The sequence below is a fragment of the Kitasatospora sp. NPDC058478 genome, assembly GCF_042720345.1.
Lineage (GTDB): Bacteria > Actinomycetota > Actinomycetes > Streptomycetales > Streptomycetaceae > Kitasatospora.
On the sequence record NZ_JBHXML010000064.1, the window covers coordinates 1 to 15,622 of the forward strand.

Consider the following 15,622-nt stretch of genomic DNA (forward strand, 5'->3'; position numbering starts at 1 on the left):
CGGCCGCATCCCGCAGAGGCCGGGCCGGGGCGCCGTCGTCCGGAGGCCGTCGCCCTTCGGCGGGTGGTCGTCCGGCGGGTCGTCGTCCCGACCGTTGTCGGTGCCGCGTGCGAGCATGCGGGCGAGACCCGTTCGCCCCCGACCGTGAGGTGCCACCGCCATGCCGCGTTCCGCCCCCGACCAGCTCACCGACCTGCCGTACGCGGACCTGCTCCGCCCCCACGCCGGGCGGCTGCGCAGTGACGAGCGGTACGACACCACGCACTTCGACGGCGGCGAGCACACCGACGAGTCGGCGGCCGGGGCGGCGTTCCTGGAATGCGCCTTCACCGGGGTCGCGCTCAGCGGGGTCAAGCTGCGCCAGGCCCGGTTCAACGAGGTCTGGGTGCAGGCCGGCCGCTGGGTGGCCTGCGACCTGAGCGACACCGAGTGGCAGGACAGCGCCTTCGTCGGCGGCGTGCTGGCCGGGGTCGCCGGATACGGCTCGGCGCTGCGCCGGGTGGTGTTCCGCGGCTGCAAGCTGGAGGCGGTCAACCTGCGGGCGGCCGTGCTGCGGGACGTCGTGTTCGAGGACTGCCTGCTGCGCGACGTGGACTTCGGCGAGGCCAAGCTGACCGAGGTGTCCTTCCCCGGCTCCACGCTGGAGGAGGTCCGACTGCGCGGCGCCACCCTGAAGAAGACCGACCTGCGCGGGGCCGCCCGGCTGGGCCTCGCGGACGGCCACCAGGGGCTGCGCGGCGCGGTCATCAGCTCCACCCAACTGCTGGAGCTGGCACCGCAGTTCGCCCAGGCGCTGGGAATCGAGGTCAAGGACCGCTGACCAGCCGCCCGCTCCGTCCCTCCCCGCCGTTTCCGCCGCCCGTTCAGCCCGGCGTCGCTCGGTGACACCCGGACGAACAGTCCGCCAACCCTGCCGCGCGCATCTGGTGGGCGCCTCCGGCCGGGGTGGAAGATGCTGCGCGATCGATGAGCCCCGACTTGTGTACACAACATCGCCAGATCGCCAGTGAAGGGACGGGCCGGGCCGATGGCCGAGCTGAGTCGTAGGAAGTTCGTCACGCTGTCCGGTGCCGCCGCGGCGGGACTCGCCGTGGCCGGCACCAGCGCCGCAGGGGCCGCCCCCGGCGCACCCGCGGTGGCCTCCACCGCCACGCTCCAGCAGACCGGCACCATCAACGACGTGCAGCACGTGGTGATCCTGATGCAGGAGAACCGCAGCTTCGACCACTACTTCGGCACCCTGCGCGGGGTGCGCGGCTTCGCCGACCGCAGCGCCATCCAGATAGCCGGCGGCTACAGCGTCTTCAACCAGCCCAACGGCCTGCTCGGCCGCCAGTACCCGTGGCAGTTCAGCCAGACCAAGCCGGCCGGCGGCGCCGACCCCGAGCGCCTCGCCCAATGCAACGGCGACCTCAGCCACGGCTGGAGCGATCAGCACAAGGCCTGGAACAGCGGCAAGATGGACTCCTGGGTCGCCGCCAAGGGCAACGTCCGCACCCTCGGCTTCCTCACCCGCCAGGACATCCCGTTCCACTACGCGCTGGCCGAGAACTGGACCATCTGCGACGCCTACCACTGCTCCGTGCTCAGCGCGACCGGCCCCAACCGCACCTACCACTGGTCCGGCCAGATCGACCCGGCCGGCAGCGCCGGCGGCCCCGCGTACGACGGCGGCGACGAGAAGGGCCTGCGCTGGCAGACCTACGCGGAGGCACTGGAGAGCGCCGGCGTCAGCTGGAAGGTCTACCAGAACGCCGCCGACAACTACGGCGACAACGCCCTCGCGTACTTCACCCAGTTCTCCGGCGCCCCGGCCGGCAGCCCGCTGGCCGTCAAGGGCATGGGCTCGGTGCCCAAGGCCACCGGCAGGACCCCGGACGACATCGCCGCCGCGATCAAGGCCGACGTGCTGAACGGCACCCTCCCGCAGGTCTCCTGGATCGTCCCCGACCAGGCCTCCTCCGAACACCCGTACGCCACCCCCGCCGACGGCGCGCACTTCGTCCACCTGGTGATCGACGCGCTGAACGCCGACCCGAACGTCTTCAACTCGTCCGTCCTGTTCATCAACTACGACGAGAACGACGGCTTCTTCGACCACGTCCCGCCGCCGGCCGCCCCGGCCGGCACCCCGGGCGAGTTCTACAACGGCACCAACATCGGCCTCGGCTTCCGCGTCCCGATGATCGCCGTCTCGCCCTGGACCCGCGGCGGCTGGGTCAACTCCGAGACCTTCGACCACACCTCCGTGCTCCGCTTCCTGGAGACCTGGACCGCCGCCCTCGGCACGCCCGCGCAATGCCGGAACATCAGCGACTGGCGCCGACGCGTCTGCGGCGACCTGACCAGCGCGTTCGACTTCGCCAACCCGGTCTACGGCCTGCCCGGGCTGCCCGACACCTCGCAGACCATCGGCCTGTCGGCGTGCGGCCCGCTGCCCAACCCGGCCCCGGTCAACAACCAGCTGCCGATCCAGGAGACCGGCACCCGGCCGGCCCGCGCCCTGCCGTACCAGCCGAACGCCAACCTGGACCACCTGGAATTCGGCTCCGGCGGGGTCATGAAGGTCTGGATCGCGATGGACAACGGGGGCACGGCGGCGGCGAAGTCCGCCCACTTCGCCGCCTACGCCAACGCCTACCGCAGCGGCGGCCCCTGGCAGTACACCGTCGACCCGGGCGGCACCACCAGCGACTTCTTCAACTGCGGAACCAACTTCGGCGGCGGCCCCTACGACCTGACGGTCGTCGGCCCCAACCGCTTCCTGCGCCGCTTCAAGGGCGACGCCACCAAGGCCGGCAAGAACGCGGCCGCCACGGCGTCGTACGCGGTCGAGCCGGGCACCGGCAAGCTCGCCGTCTACTTCAAGCTCGCCAACTCCGGTGCGACGCCCATGACCTTCACAATCGCGTCGAACAACTACCGCACGGACGGCCCCTGGACGTACCAGGTCCCCGCCGGCGGCAACGTCACCGACTTCTTCAACGCCGCGGCCTACAACAACGGCTGGTACGACTTCACGGTGACGGTGGACGCCGACAGCACCTGGTCCCAGCGCTTCACCGGCCACCTGGAAACGGGCACCCCCAGCATCACCGGCTGACGCCCCAGGCCCCGCTACCCGCTCCCTCGGGTGGCGGGGCCTCCACCCGCATCTGATCGGTCGTCAGCTCGACGCGGAATCGGCGCGGAATAGTATTCCGATCCGCCTGCCGACCTTATGGCCGTCCGGGATCCTGCCTACCGTGAGCCCAAGACGCAGAAGGTATCGCGCCTGAAGTTCCGGACTATTCCCCGCTCAAGCGTCAGGGCCGCGCGGGGAGGATCGGGGAAACGACCATGGGAACACGTGAACGGCACGGCGCCGGTCGCGCGCCCGGGCTGCGGGCCGCACGGAGGACGTCGATCTCGGCACTGTCCGCGCTCTGCTGCGCCGCCGTGCGGTCCAGCGCCTGCTCCGCCGCCGCGTACCGCCCGGCCACGAAGTGGCACCAGCCGAGGTACGCGGCCCCCATGGCGGCCGCACCGATCGCCGGAGCCCGCAGGGCGTACGGCGCGTCCTTGGCCGCCTGGACGGCCAACTCGGTCCGCGCCGCCACCATGGGAGTCACATCCGCGGAGGAGGAGATGTCCTCCAGCTTCCGCAACTGGACGAGCCCTGACTCTGCCTCGACGATCATCGCCCGGTCCACCAGACCCGGCCTGCGGGCCTGGAAGTCGACCCGATCAGGATCAGCCGGAATCAGGCCGGACAGCGCGCCTCCCGCCCCCAGCGCCCCATCGATCAACCGGGCCAGCGCCGGATCCGGCATCCGGTCGCCCGACTCGAAACGACTGACGGTCGACTGGGACACGAACACCTTCGCCGCCAGCCTCGGCTGGGACATGCCCGCACGCCGACGCAGCAGCCGCAACGTGCGCCCGAAGGACGTCAAACCCGCCTCCGCTCCTGGCCGTTCACCCGCCCACCAAGTGCCGCCGGAGCCTACCCCCCGACCGGACAACTCGCCACAGCCCCAAGCAGATCGAGGAGCCGGACGCGCCCGGCGTCGGCATCCGGCGGTCACCCTCGCCGGGCAGAGCGGAGGCCCCACTACCCGCCTCGGGTAGTGGGGCCTCGGGTGCGTGATCGGAGGTCGCTCGCTGTTTGGGGCGGCCGGATGGCGTAGGTGGTGAATCCGGCGTGCTCGCCGGTCGGGACGAACCCTGCCTTGAGGAGGACGCGACCGGAGGCCGGGTTGTCCGGATGGTGCTTGGCGTGGATCTCGGGCAGTCCGAGGTGGCCGAAGCCCAGGGCGAGAATCCTGAGGACCGCCTCCGTGGCGTGCCCCTTCCCCCAGGTGTCCGCGCGCAGGATGTAGCCGAGTGCGGCGACGGGGCGGTCCAGGCAGAGCTTGATGATCCCGAGCAGGTCGCCGTCGAAGTCGAGGCCCAGGGTGTAGAGCGTGCGCGGGGATTGAGCGGCGGAGGCCACTGCGTCGCGTGCGGCGCTGCGGGCTTCGGCGGCGTCCATCGGCCCTCGCTGGAGGAACCTGGTCGATTCCGGGCTGTAGATCCGCTGGAGAGCGGTGGCGTCGTTTCGGGTCAGCTCGCGCAGTACGATCACTTGCCCACCGCCTGCACCATGGTGACCAACTCGGCGGCGGTCGGCCGGTCGTCGGGCCCGGCCAGCAGGACGAACCGCAGCCGGGCCTGGAGTGCGGGCCAGGGCATCCGGGAGGACATTGGGACGGCTCTGGCGGCGATGGCCTCGCGAACCACCTCGACCGGCGTGCCCCGGCCGAGTCCGGCGGCCTCGTAGTCCAGCGGCCAGTTGCCCGTGGCACAGGTCCACAGGGTGCCGGCGAGGGCGTAGACGTCGGCGGGCTTTGTCGTGTCGACGGGTTGGGGTCCGGTGATGATCCGGGCGGCCAGTTCGGGGGCGGTGAGGTGGACCATCGTGCCGTCGAAGGTCTTCCATGGAGTGGTGCCGACCTTCCGGGACCAGGCGAAGTCGAGGAGGCGCACGGTTCCGTCATCGCCGTGGACGCCGTGCTGGGGCTGGAGGTCGCCGTGTACCCATCCGTCGGCGTGGAGGACGGCCGCGGCGCGGCACAGCCCGATGGCAGCGGCAAGGGCTTCGTCCCGCCCCCCTTCGCCCTTGCGTACGGGACGGAAGACCTGCCAGGTGGATGGTCCGGCCAGCCATGGGGTGACGAGCCAGATGCCGTCGTCGAACCGGCCGGCGGTCACGGTGTAGCCGGGGAGCTGGTCCAGCACGGAGGCTTCTCGCGCGGTGACCTCGGCGGCCTCGCCGGTGCCGAGCTTGATGCTCGCGCGGCCTCGCGGCCCGGTCGCCTTCCAGACCGACGAGCCCCGCCGGTTGCTGATCTCCTCCAGCTCCAGCGGCCCGCATACGGCCTCCGCGGCCTTCAGCGCTTCGGTGGCCTCGGGAGTGAAATCGCCCATTCTCTTACTGCCTTCCACTCGCAGGGGATGTGTTCGAACACGTCGTGGCCGTCGTCAACGGCCCCGCCCACCGCCGCCGCGAGATCGGGTGTGCTGGTCAGGAGCTTCGGGTCCAGGAGGCGGACGGCCGCGCGCACCGGGAGGAACGAGAACGGGGCCGGCGGGATGTCGTGCCCGGCCCTGCTGGTCTCAGCAGCCCCCTGGACGAACTTGCCGAACATCACGCCGACCGGCCCGTAGAGGTTCTTCAAGGCCCAGTGCGGCCAGGCCAGTAGCTCGCGGTGGTCGGCGTCGGCGCACTGCCCGATCAGCACCACGTTCTCGCAGGTCAGCGCGCCGAATGGTCGGGCCATCAGGGGGCGAATCCACTCGGCAGCCTGTACGCCCGCGTAGAACAGTTCGGCTTCGACGGCGTACCGGCGAGTGTCGCGCGAGATCTCGTAAACGGTCCACCCGGTCATACCGCGCGCTGCGGATGGCCGGAGGAACGGGCAGTACTGCTGCATGGCGGGGAGATAACCGCTCACGTCCACGCCGGCCGGGTGTTCCGTCCGGGCCTCGGTGAGGCGGAGCGCCCCGGCAGTCGGCCGGGACGCTCCGTCGGACGGTGCGGTGATCACCGGGTGGTCGCCGCCGGGGCCAGGTCGTCGCCGTCGCCGGGCGCGGGCGAGCAGTCCCACTCGGCCCAGACCTCGCCCGTCTCGCGGTAGCGGGCCAGGGCCACGGTGTTGACCGTGCCGTCGGCGTCGGTGAACCAGATCTCCGGCAGGGGGCCGTACGCCTCCTCGTACGCGCCCACCCAGGAGATGAAGCCGACGCCCGCGCTCTCGACGTGCGTCAGCTTGCGTCCGCCGTGCCGGACGGCGAATGCCTCGTGCGCGGCCGGATCGCTGAGAAGCTGGTGCCACGCGTTGTCGATGGCGGCGGAGAACATCTCCGCCGCGGCCTGACCCGCGTCGATCCGACGCGCGGCGATCGTGAAGAACTTGCCCAGTTCGTTCAGCTCGGTGATGGACTTGATGGTGGCGGTGCTCACGGCCTCTCCCATCGGGTTGGCTCTGCTCGCCTGGAGCGGGCGAGCAGTGGTGTGGGGTGGTGCGCCGCCCGGCGGGTTTCCACGGAACCGAGGGGGATCGGATTCACCTCGCGCCGGGTGGCGGATTACCAGGTTGGCCGTCAGAGGCTCGGGCGCTCAACGTGCTTGCATCCGTTTGCAGAACTTCAGCCCAGAGAGTCGATCGCCCTGGCGATCAGGGACCGCACTTGTGCGCCGTGCACCGCGAATCCCATGAGCCTGTCGAACGCCTGGACGTAGAGGCCGACTTCGCTGGGCGCGGTGAGCGTCACCTGGGCCGAGAGCAGTTCTACCCCGGCTTCCGCATCGTCGAAGACGTTGAAGGTCTCCACTGGCCACATGGTGCGCTCTGCGGCGAAGGGGATGAGGCCGAACGAGACAGCTGGCAGGGACATCACCGTCAGCAGGTGCTTCAGTTGCTCAGCCATCGTCTCGACCCCGCCGAGGCGGTAGTACAGGACGGATTCCTCCACCAGGATCGCGAAGCGGTGGTGACCGGTGCGGATTACGCGGGATCGGGCCAGGCGGGCCTTCACGGCCTCGGCGACATCGTTGGGCGTGCGCCGGAAGTCGGACACCGTGGCGAGCAGCGCGGTGGCGTACGCCTCGGTCTGCAAGACGCCGGGTATCACGCGGGAGGAATAGGCGCGGAAGTGTCGCGTGCGCTCGTAGAGCGGTACCGCTGATTCCTGCAGCATGCGAAGGCCGGTGCGGGTGAGCCTGCGCCACTCGACATACATGGAGTCCACCGCGCGGTTGGCGGCGATCAGATCCTCGGCTTGGTCGTCCGCCCCGCAGGCTCGGCACCACGCTCGGATGTCCTTGTCGGATGGCGCGGTCTTGGCGTTGATGATGCGGGAGGTCTTCGCGCCGTTCCACCCGCACAGGGTCGCCAGCTCCTGCCCCAGGAGTCCGGCGTCCAGCATGATCTCGCGCAGCCGCGCGGCGACGGCCAGACGGGCCTCTTGGGCACTGGAGGACGGGGAGACGGGCATGAGCTGGCGGTCCTGATGCAGGTGGGTCAGACGGTGTACTTCTCGTGCGGGATGCCGCGCTCCCAGACAGCCTCGAAAGCGACGGCGCAGAGTTTGGCCACTGCAGGGTCGTCGGTGAGCGTGGGACCGGCAGAACCGCCGTCGCCGGTGAAGTGGTTGAAGCGAACCACGGTTTCGTCGAACAGCCAGAAGTCGTTACCGGGCAGGGCGATATCCGACGCCTGACGGCGCGGCAGCCAGCGCACCTGCTCGCCGGCCGCCAGGTTCACGACCGTTCCGGCATGCTCGTACCGGATGTAGTCGGTGACCGGCTCGGAGACGATGCGCCCGCGGCGTACGACCACGCCGCGGGCGACTGCTTCCCGGATCTGCGCAACCCAGCCGGACCACCCTTCGGATTCCGGGTCGGTGTCGACGTGGCCAGTGCGCAGGAACTCCGCGAATTCCTCCACCTCGCCGGCGATCCCGTAGCTATCCCTCAGCTCCAGATGGACCGCCGACCTGCGGGCCTGCCTCAGCATCGCCGAGAAGTCCGGCACGTTCTGCATCGTCGAGCGCCTTCCTGATGATCCCCGCCATGCGCAGCGGGATGCGGGTCACGTTCTCGTGGTCGGGGATACCAGCGGAGTGGCCGGGTACCCACTCCGTGCTGCCGATCTTCGTCAGTAGGGGCCCGCCGGGCTTCCAGCCCTGAAGGACCAACTCCTTCTCCTCGTCGTCCACCCACACCATCGGGCTCTCGTCCTTGCCGGTGTTGGGGTCGATCCCGCCGAACCGTAGGGTCATGGTGCCCTCCCGTGCCAAGTCGGTTGCGCGGTTCTGCACGCCACCGTTTCGCGTGACATGACGGAGCGTCAAGGGCGCGTTTCAGCATGGACGTTCTGGATGCCCGCGGCTCTGCTGCGGCTGTGGAACACAGGTCCGAAGAACGCCGAAAGCCGTGGCCACGGACTCGGCTTGTGGGAGTGCGAGGGCCTGTAGCTGATGGTAGGCCGTGAGGATCGGCGGTACTGCGCCGCTGTCCCGTTCCAGGTGCCCTTGCTGCGCTGATTCGGCGTAGGACATCAGCGATCGGTCCGGAAGGGTGATGATGTTCACCGGGAGGTCGAACGCTCGTTCCTCGCCTATGGCGTACGGAGCCACCTGGAACACCGTGTTGGGCATCCGGGCGAAGGCTGCAAGCTCGTCGGGCTGGGCAGCCATGATGGACTTTCCGCCGACCGGCCGTCGGATGCGGCTCTCATCCAGAACGGCGTGGATCGATGGCGGGGTCTCCCGGCGCAAGTTCGCCTGTCGGCGCGCAAGGTAGGCGACCCGCTCCTCGGCTTGGTCCTGCGTGATGCTGCCTCGGCGGACTGCCCCCGCCGCGATGGCCCGCGCGTAGTCCAACGTCTGAAGCAGCCCCGGCGCGATGCCCCTCATCCGGCGGGCCACCCGGCGGCGACTCGGCCGGGACCGCCGCCGATGACCGCCCCTCCCGCCTGTCCCGCACCGGACTGCTGCGGCCCCGGTCGATCTGCTCAACGACGCCAACGCGGCCGGACGGACGTGGAACTGCCCGAACTGCGCCCGGTGGGGCGTCGCCTGGTCGGCGGGCTGCCTGGCGAACCAGCCGTTCGAGGCGATGGCCGGACTCCGCATCCCGGCGGTGTCCCGCCGTAGGCCCCGGGCGGCGTCGCGGCCGCCCAACCGGCCCAACTGATGTGGCGGACAGCTCAGACGAACGGGCCGCGTGGGAACCACGGGTCGCGGACCTCCCGGGGCCCGTCCGGTGTCAGCAGGGTGAGGGTGTACGGCGAGGCCGCGTACTCGGCGAGCTGGACCGAGCCGTAGCGGGTCTCCAGTTCGGCCTGCACCGGGACCGGCAGCCTGCTGAGCGCCCGCCGCAGTTGCAGCGCGTCCCGGCGGCTGATCGGGTGCGGGGTGCGCAGGACCAGTCGCAGCGGGCTGAGCGGCCCGGCGACCGGTACGCCGGTGCCCAGTTCGTAGCCGACCGCGCCGATCGGGCCCCAGGACAGCCGGTGGTCCGCGACGATCCGGCCGACCGCCGGCAGCAGGGCCAGCGCCGGGATTCCGGCGACCCGCTCGGGGTCCAGCCGCCCGCACCGCCCGGCCAGCTGTTCGGGGCGCAGTGTCCGGGCGACTGCGGCCCAGGGCGCCAGGGCGTCCAGCCGCTGCCCGGGGCGGGGGCCGCGCACGATCACCGGGATCCACTGTTCGGGCGCGGCCTCCGGGTCCCGGGTGCAGCGCTGCGGGTGCGGGACGTCCGCCGGGGTGCCGACCAGGGAGGGGGCCCGGCCGACCGTCACCCACGGGTGCACGCGCAGCACGGCCCTCGCCCAGTCCGGCAGCTCGCCGCCCGCCAGCGGGTGCAGCGAACTGGGGCACTGCATCAGCAGCAGGTCGTGGGTGCCGGGCAGTCGCCCGTCCAGTGCGGCCAGCGGCCCGACCCGCCGGCGCGGCCCGTCGTGGGGGTCCTCGGTGGTGCGCCGGGTTTGGCGGGCGGAAGGTACGACGGTCACGGTGGGCTCCAGACGGTGGCGTCAGTTCGGCCGACGGCTCCAATCTGCGCCGGGCGGCCGCCTCCGCGCCACGGCCGTTGGGCGCGTTCACCAGGGACCAAAGGCTCAACGTGCGGCTCCGGGTGCCCGGTGTGAGAGTGGGGGAAGCCTGGTATCCGTTCGGAGGAGGAGTCATGGGCATCTTCGACAGGTTCCGCCACAAGGCGCACGAGGCGACCGGGCAGGACGCCGCCGAGCGTGCCGCCATCGCCCACGACGAGGCCGCGGACGCGTACAGCCCGGAGATCGAGCGGGCCCGCGAGACCCAGGAGGCCCGTGAGTCGGAGCGGCGTGCCCGTGCCGTCCAGGAGGAGGCCGACCGGCGCGCGGCCGAGAACATGACGGCCGAGGGCGACCCCTGGGGCTGAAACCCCAGGAGTCTCAGCACCCCAAAACCTCCAGCCCCCGTCACCGCGCCCGCGGCGGCAGCGGCGGGCGCCGCAGGTCCGGCCGGGGGGTGTCCTCCGGCGGGGGCGCCGCGGCGGGCGCGTCCTCCAGCAGGTCCAGCGCGAGCTGGACGGCGGCGACCAGCTCGGGGTGGCGCCCGCGGGCCCAGTCGCGCGGGGTGCGCAGCACGTGCACGTCCGGTTCGACGCCGCGGTTCTCCACCGACCAGCCGAGTCCGCCTTCGAACCAGGAGGCGTTCTTGGGCACCGAGATCCGGGTGCCGTCGCCGAGGGTGTGCCGCCCGGTCATCCCGACGACCCCGCCCCAGGTCCGGTTGCCGACGACGGGACCGAGGCCGAGCAGTTTGATCGCCGCGATGACCACGTCGCCGTCCGAGCTGGTCGCCTCGTCGGCGAGCGCCACGAGCGGGCCGCGCAGTGCGTGCCGGGGCCAGCGGACCGGCTGGCGGTCCCGGCCGAAGTCCCAGGCGAGGACGTGCCGGGTGAGTTTCTCCAGGACGAGTTCGGAGACGTTGCCGCCGGCGTTGCCGCGCACGTCCAGGACGAGTGCGGGCTTGTCCAGTTCGCGCCGCAGGTCGCGGTTGAACTGTGCCCAGCCGGAGCCGCCGAGGTCCGGGATGTGCAGGTAGCCGCACCGGCCGTCGCTGAACTCCCGGACCAGGAGGCGGCGTTTGGCCACCCAGTCCTGGTAGCGGACGGCCCGTTCGTCGGTCAGCGGGGTGACGGTGATCCGCCGTACCGGGCCGTCCGGGCTGCCGCGCAGGGCCAGTTCGACGGTGGTGCCGCCGGTGCCGGCCAGCAGCGGCAGCGGGCCGCGCACCGGGTCCACCGGGCGGCCGCCGACGGCGAGCAGTTCGTCGCCGTCCCGGACTCCCTGGGCGGCGAGCGGGGCGCGGGCGCGCGGGTCGGAGGTCTCGCCGGGCAGCACCCGTTCGACCAGCCAGCGCCCGTCGGGGGAGCGGTGGGCGTTGGCGCCGAGCAGGCCGAGCGGCTGCTGGCCGAGCGAGGGGCCTTCGGCGCGCCGGGACGGGGTGACGTAGGCGTGCGAGGTGCCGAGTTCGCCGAGGAGTTCGCGCAGCAGGTCGGCGAAGTCGTCGGGTGAGCAGACCCGCTCCAGCAGCGGCTCGTACTGGGCGGTCAGGGCGGGCCAGTCCAGGCCGGACATCCGCTCGTCCCAGAACTGGTCCCGGACGATCCGGGAGGCCTCGTGGTAGGCCTGGCGCCATTCGGCGGCGGGGTGCACGGTGTGGGTGATCCGTCGCAGGTCGACGGTGCTGCCGGCGCCGCCGGTGACCGGGACGATCCGCAGGGTCCCGGCCGAGTAGACCGCGATGGAGCCGCCGTCCCCGGAGACGGCGTAGCCGTCCAGCTTGTCGACCAGGGTGGTGCGGGTGCCCCGGGCGAGGTCGAAGTACTCCAGCGAGGGGCGGCCGGAGGTGTCGTCGGGGCTGGCGAAGGTCTGTCCGAGGGTGCCGGAGATCGGCCAGCGCAGCCAGATCAGGCCGCCGCGCACCGCGTCGGTGGCCGAGTACTTGGAGGCGATCACCGGGAACTGGAGCAGCCGCTCGCCGATGCCCTGCGGGTCGACGAGGACGGTGCCGTCGCCGCCGCCGTTGCCGCGCGGGGCGCCGTCCTCGGCGGGCGCGGCGAACGGGGACGGCGTGTCGGCGGTGAGCGGGACGAGGTAGGGGCGGCAGCCGAGCGGGAAGGAGAGGTCGCCGGTGTGCACGTCGTGGACGGGGTCGAAGCCGCGCCAGGACAGGAATGCCAGGTAGCGGCCGTCCCGGGTGAACACCGGCTGCTCGTCCTCGAAGCGGCCGTCGGTGACTTCGGTGACCGGCCCGGGTGCTTCGGTGCGGGTGAGCCGGATCCGGCGCAGCGAGCGCCCGGCCACCGGCTGGGACCAGGCGATCCAGTGCGAGTCGGGGGAGAAGCGGGCGCTGGAGACCGGCCCGTAGCCGGAGGCGGCGAGTTCGCGGACGGCGCCGTCGTCGGCGGCGACCAGCAGCAGCCGCCCGTCGGAGGCGGCGACGGCGAGGTGGGCGCCGTCGGGGGAGGCGGTGAGTTCCAGGACGCGGCCGATCCGGTCGGCGGCGAGCACCCGGTGGCGGTGCTTCTCGGTCTCCTCGTGCCCCGGCAGCGGCATCACCTCGATCGCGTCGGCGCCCTCGGCGTCGGTGATCCAGGCGGCCTCGCCGGTGTGTCCGAGGATCACCGGCAGCCGGGTCCGCACCCCGGGGGTGTCGGCGAGCGCGCGGGCCGGGCCGTCCTTGTGGGTGAGCCAGTACTGGCTGCCGCGCACGGTGATCACCCCGGCCCGGCCGCTCTGGTCGCAGGCCAGGTCCTTGACCTGGGCGGCGGCGCCGACCTGGTACGGGCGGCGGCCGGCCCGGGCGCCGCCGAGCGGGACGGCGAGCCGGCGGGGGGCGGGGGCGTCCAGGCCGTCCAGCAGCCAGAGGTCGCCGGCGTGCTGGTAGACGATCCGGGTGCCGTCGGTGGAGGCCTCGCGGGCGTAGTAGGAGGCGTGGTCGGTGTGCCGGCGCAGGTCGGTGCCGTCGGGGCGGCAGGAGTAGACGTTGCCGATGCCCTCGTGGTCGGAGAGGAAGGCGATCCGCCCGGCGACGGGCATGGGGGAGGCGAGGTGGCCGGGGTGGTCGGCGAGGATCTGTTCGCCGTCCGCCCAGAGCCGGCCGGTGGCGCCGCCCCGGTAGCGCTTCCAGGCGGCGGGTTCGTGCGGGGCGGCGCCGGTGAGCAGCACGGTGCGTTCGCGGCTCATCTGGGCGTCGCCGACGGGGCCCCAGGGCATCCGGTGGCCGGGGGAGCCGTCGGGCGGCAGGGCGTGCGCCCAGGTGTAGTGGCCGAACGGCTCGTGGTAGGAGGTGACGGCCAGTACTTCGCCGTCCGGCAGCCAGCCGCGCACCCGGGTGTCCTGGCTGCCCCAGTGGCTGAGCCGTTCGGCCTCGCCGCCCTCGACGGGGGCGGTCCACACCTCGGGGGTCAGGTTCAGCCAGCTGGTCCAGGCGAGGGTGCGGCCGTCGGGGGAGAAGCGGGGGTGGCTGACGCGGGTGCGGTCGCAGCTGACCCGCCAGGCCCGGCCGGTGGCGCCGTCGGCGTCCAGCGGGGCGATCCAGACGTCGTCCTCGGCGGTGAAGGCGAGCAGCCCGCCGTGCAGGTGGGGGTAGCGGAGGTAGCCGGGCGGGGTCACCCCTCCATCCTTCGACGGGGTGTCACCCCCGGCAACCGGGGCGGCCCGTCGGGGCTGCCGGGCGGTCGGTGCGTAGGTCGCGGACCGGTCTGGACCATTGACACCGCAGTGCCGAATCCACTTCAGTGGTCTAGTCCAACTTGGGTGCCAGGCCGGGCCGTTCCCCCCCCCCACTGGCGCGTGCTCCGGCGTGCCCTCGGACGTCCCCCACGACCGTGCCATCGCAGGAGCCCCCGCATGCGCAGAACCACACCCGCACCCGCCCCCGCCCGCCGGAAGCAGTCCCGCACCCTGCTCGCCGCCGGCACCGCCTCCGCCGTCGCCGCGGCCACCCTGGTCGGCGTCACCCTGGGCCTGGCGCCCGCCGCCTCGGCCGGCGAGTTCCTGGTCAACGGCGGCTTCGAATCCGGCTCGCTCGGCCCCTGGAGCTGCACCGGCAACTCCGGCAGCGTCGTCACCAGCCCGGTGCACGGCGGCGGCTACGCCCTCGCCGCCGCGGCCACCGCGGGCGACACCGCCCAGTGCGGCCAGACCGTCACCGTCGCCCCCAGCACCACCTACACGCTCAGCGCGTACGTCAACGGCTCGTACGTCTACCTGGGCGTCGACGGCGGCGGCCCCAGCACCTGGACCCCCGGTACCGGCGGCGGCTACCAGAAGCTCAGCGTCAGCTTCACCACCGGCGCCACCCAGACCAGCGCCACCGTCTACACCCACGGCTGGTACGGCCAGGGCACCTACTACGCGGACGACGTCTCGCTGGACGGGCCGGGCGCCCCCAGCCCGACGCCGACGCCCACCGGCACCCCGACCGGGACGCCGACGGGAACGCCGACCGGCACCCCGACCGGGACGCCGACGGGAACGCCGACCGGCACCCCGACCGGGACGCCGACCACCCCGCCGCCGCCCGGCAGCCACGCCCTGGTCGGCTACCTGCACGCCAGCTTCGCCAACGGCGCCGGCTACACCCGGATGGCCGACGTCCCGAACTCCTGGGACTTCATCGACCTCTCCTTCGGCGAGCCCACCTCCGTCACCTCCGGCGACATCCGGTTCAACCGCTGCTCCGTCACCGACTGCCCGACGGTGGAGTCCGACGCCGACTTCAAGGCCGCCATCGCCGCCAAGCGGGCCCAGGGCAAGAAGGTGCTGATCTCGATCGGCGGCCAGAACGGCCAGGTCCAGCTGACCACCACCGCCGCCCGCGACACCTTCGTCAGCTCGGTCTCGGCGATCATCGACAAGTGGGGCCTGGACGGCCTGGACATCGACTTCGAGGGGCACTCGCTCTCCCTCAACACCGGTGACACCGACTTCAAGAACCCGACCAGCCCGGTCATCGTCAACCTGATCTCCGCGCTGAAGACCCTCAAGGCCAAGTACGGTCCGGGCTTCGTGCTGACCATGGCGCCGGAGACCTTCTTCGTCCAACTCGGCTACCAGTACTACGGTTCCGGCCCCTGGGGCGGCCAGGACCCGCGCGCCGGGGCGTACCTGCCGGTCATCTACGCGCTGCGCGACGACCTCACCCTGCTGCACGTCCAGGACTACAACTCCGGCTCCATCATGGGCCTGGACAACCAGTACCACTCGATGGGCGGCGCCGACTTCCACGTCGCGATGACCGACCTGCTGCTCAACGGCTTCCCGGTGGCGGGCAACGCGAACAACGTGTTCCCGCCGCTGCCCGCCTCCAAGGTGGCCATCGGCATGCCGGCCACCACCAACGCGGGCAACGGCTACGTCGCCCCGGCCGAGGTGAACAAGGCCCTGGACTGCCTCACCAGGCTGGCCAACTGCGGTTCGTACGTGCCGCGTTCGGGCGCCCAGCCGAACCTGCGCGGGCTGATGACCTGGTCCGTCAACTGGGACCAGTTCGGCGGCCGGGAGTTCTCCAAGAACTTCGACGGCTACTTCCGCCGCTGAGG

Annotated in this window: 15 protein-coding genes; 4 read left to right on the plus strand and 11 right to left on the minus strand. The window is 72.1% G+C overall.

Annotation, left to right across the window (positions count from 1 at the left end):
- Nucleotides 1-160 precede the first annotated feature (160 nt).
- Nucleotides 161-820, plus strand: a complete 660-nt coding sequence (locus tag ACFWPT_RS30270; protein WP_380372880.1) for a pentapeptide repeat-containing protein — start codon at nucleotides 161-163, stop codon at nucleotides 818-820.
- Between the two features lie 207 nt (nucleotides 821-1,027).
- The gene (locus tag ACFWPT_RS30275; RefSeq protein WP_380372883.1) at nucleotides 1,028-3,103 is read left to right on the plus strand and encodes a phosphocholine-specific phospholipase C; all 2,076 of its coding nucleotides are present in this window, start codon (nucleotides 1,028-1,030) and stop codon (nucleotides 3,101-3,103) included.
- Nucleotides 3,104-3,305: 202 nt separating this feature from the next.
- Here ACFWPT_RS30275 and ACFWPT_RS30280 read toward each other — a convergent pair whose 3' ends face one another.
- The 10 genes from ACFWPT_RS30280 to ACFWPT_RS30325 form a co-directional block, all read right to left on the minus strand.
- Nucleotides 3,306-3,935 (minus strand): multiprotein-bridging factor 1 family protein, encoded by a 630-nt coding sequence (locus ACFWPT_RS30280; protein ID WP_380485621.1) that lies wholly within the window; start codon nucleotides 3,933-3,935, stop codon nucleotides 3,306-3,308.
- Between the two features lie 158 nt (nucleotides 3,936-4,093).
- On the minus strand, nucleotides 4,094-4,606 hold the full coding sequence (locus ACFWPT_RS30285; RefSeq protein ID WP_380372890.1) for a GNAT family N-acetyltransferase: 513 nt from the start codon (nucleotides 4,604-4,606) through the stop codon (nucleotides 4,094-4,096).
- The gene (locus ACFWPT_RS30290; protein ID WP_380485623.1) at nucleotides 4,603-5,448 is read right to left on the minus strand and encodes a hypothetical protein; all 846 of its coding nucleotides are present in this window, start codon (nucleotides 5,446-5,448) and stop codon (nucleotides 4,603-4,605) included. The genes ACFWPT_RS30285 and ACFWPT_RS30290 overlap by 4 nt, the downstream gene beginning before the upstream one ends.
- Nucleotides 5,412-5,954, minus strand: a complete 543-nt coding sequence (locus tag ACFWPT_RS30295; RefSeq protein ID WP_380485625.1) for a hypothetical protein — start codon at nucleotides 5,952-5,954, stop codon at nucleotides 5,412-5,414. The genes ACFWPT_RS30290 and ACFWPT_RS30295 overlap by 37 nt, the downstream gene beginning before the upstream one ends.
- A gap of 110 nt (nucleotides 5,955-6,064) precedes the next feature.
- Nucleotides 6,065-6,484 (minus strand): hypothetical protein, encoded by a 420-nt coding sequence (locus ACFWPT_RS30300; RefSeq protein ID WP_380485627.1) that lies wholly within the window; start codon nucleotides 6,482-6,484, stop codon nucleotides 6,065-6,067.
- A 185-nt stretch (nucleotides 6,485-6,669) separates the two neighbouring features.
- Complete coding sequence (locus ACFWPT_RS30305; protein WP_380372899.1) at nucleotides 6,670-7,518, minus strand: helix-turn-helix domain-containing protein; 849 nt, start codon at nucleotides 7,516-7,518, stop codon at nucleotides 6,670-6,672.
- Between the two features lie 26 nt (nucleotides 7,519-7,544).
- Nucleotides 7,545-8,066, minus strand: a complete 522-nt coding sequence (locus ACFWPT_RS30310; RefSeq protein WP_380485629.1) for a DUF6879 family protein — start codon at nucleotides 8,064-8,066, stop codon at nucleotides 7,545-7,547.
- Complete coding sequence (locus tag ACFWPT_RS30315) at nucleotides 7,990-8,304, minus strand: hypothetical protein (RefSeq protein ID WP_380372905.1); 315 nt, start codon at nucleotides 8,302-8,304, stop codon at nucleotides 7,990-7,992. Before ACFWPT_RS30315 ends, ACFWPT_RS30310 begins: the two co-directional genes overlap by 77 nt.
- Before the next feature lie 81 nt (nucleotides 8,305-8,385).
- The gene (locus ACFWPT_RS30320) at nucleotides 8,386-8,940 is read right to left on the minus strand and encodes a DUF5753 domain-containing protein (protein WP_380485632.1); all 555 of its coding nucleotides are present in this window, start codon (nucleotides 8,938-8,940) and stop codon (nucleotides 8,386-8,388) included.
- 293 nt (nucleotides 8,941-9,233) lie between these two features.
- A complete protein-coding gene (locus ACFWPT_RS30325; protein WP_380485634.1) occupies nucleotides 9,234-10,040 on the minus strand; it encodes a phosphoribosyl-dephospho-CoA transferase MdcG domain-containing protein in 807 nt (268 codons plus the stop codon).
- A 173-nt stretch (nucleotides 10,041-10,213) separates the two neighbouring features.
- Here ACFWPT_RS30325 and ACFWPT_RS30330 point away from each other — a divergent pair, with 173 nt between their 5' ends.
- Nucleotides 10,214-10,447 (plus strand): hypothetical protein, encoded by a 234-nt coding sequence (locus ACFWPT_RS30330; RefSeq protein WP_063349281.1) that lies wholly within the window; start codon nucleotides 10,214-10,216, stop codon nucleotides 10,445-10,447.
- Between the two features lie 40 nt (nucleotides 10,448-10,487).
- Here ACFWPT_RS30330 and ACFWPT_RS30335 read toward each other — a convergent pair whose 3' ends face one another.
- Complete coding sequence (locus tag ACFWPT_RS30335) at nucleotides 10,488-13,691, minus strand: S41 family peptidase (protein WP_380485636.1); 3,204 nt, start codon at nucleotides 13,689-13,691, stop codon at nucleotides 10,488-10,490.
- A gap of 237 nt (nucleotides 13,692-13,928) precedes the next feature.
- On the opposite strand from ACFWPT_RS30335, the gene ACFWPT_RS30340 reads away from it, so the two are divergent.
- Nucleotides 13,929-15,620 carry a chitinase gene (locus ACFWPT_RS30340; RefSeq protein ID WP_380372915.1) on the plus strand — a complete coding sequence of 564 codons (1,692 nt, stop codon included), beginning with the start codon at nucleotides 13,929-13,931 and terminating at the stop codon, nucleotides 15,618-15,620.
- The last annotated feature ends 2 nt before the right edge of the window (nucleotides 15,621-15,622 follow it).

Bases quoted from the DNA above. Each gene is read 5' to 3' on its own strand.
- ACFWPT_RS30270 (WP_380372880.1), top strand. From the start codon at position 161: ATGCCGCGTTCCGCCCCCGACCAGCTCACCGACCTGCCGTACGCGGAC.
- ACFWPT_RS30275 (WP_380372883.1), top strand. From the start codon at position 1,028: ATGGCCGAGCTGAGTCGTAGGAAGTTCGTCACGCTGTCCGGTGCCGCC.
- ACFWPT_RS30290 (WP_380485623.1), bottom strand. From the start codon at position 5,448: ATGGGCGATTTCACTCCCGAGGCCACCGAAGCGCTGAAGGCCGCGGAG.
- ACFWPT_RS30295 (WP_380485625.1), bottom strand. From the start codon at position 5,954: ATGCAGCAGTACTGCCCGTTCCTCCGGCCATCCGCAGCGCGCGGTATG.
- ACFWPT_RS30305 (WP_380372899.1), bottom strand. From the start codon at position 7,518: ATGCCCGTCTCCCCGTCCTCCAGTGCCCAAGAGGCCCGTCTGGCCGTC.
- ACFWPT_RS30310 (WP_380485629.1), bottom strand. From the start codon at position 8,066: ATGCAGAACGTGCCGGACTTCTCGGCGATGCTGAGGCAGGCCCGCAGG.
- ACFWPT_RS30315 (WP_380372905.1), bottom strand. From the start codon at position 8,304: ATGACCCTACGGTTCGGCGGGATCGACCCCAACACCGGCAAGGACGAG.
- ACFWPT_RS30320 (WP_380485632.1), bottom strand. From the start codon at position 8,940: ATGAGGGGCATCGCGCCGGGGCTGCTTCAGACGTTGGACTACGCGCGG.
- ACFWPT_RS30330 (WP_063349281.1), top strand. From the start codon at position 10,214: ATGGGCATCTTCGACAGGTTCCGCCACAAGGCGCACGAGGCGACCGGG.
- ACFWPT_RS30340 (WP_380372915.1), top strand. From the start codon at position 13,929: ATGCGCAGAACCACACCCGCACCCGCCCCCGCCCGCCGGAAGCAGTCC.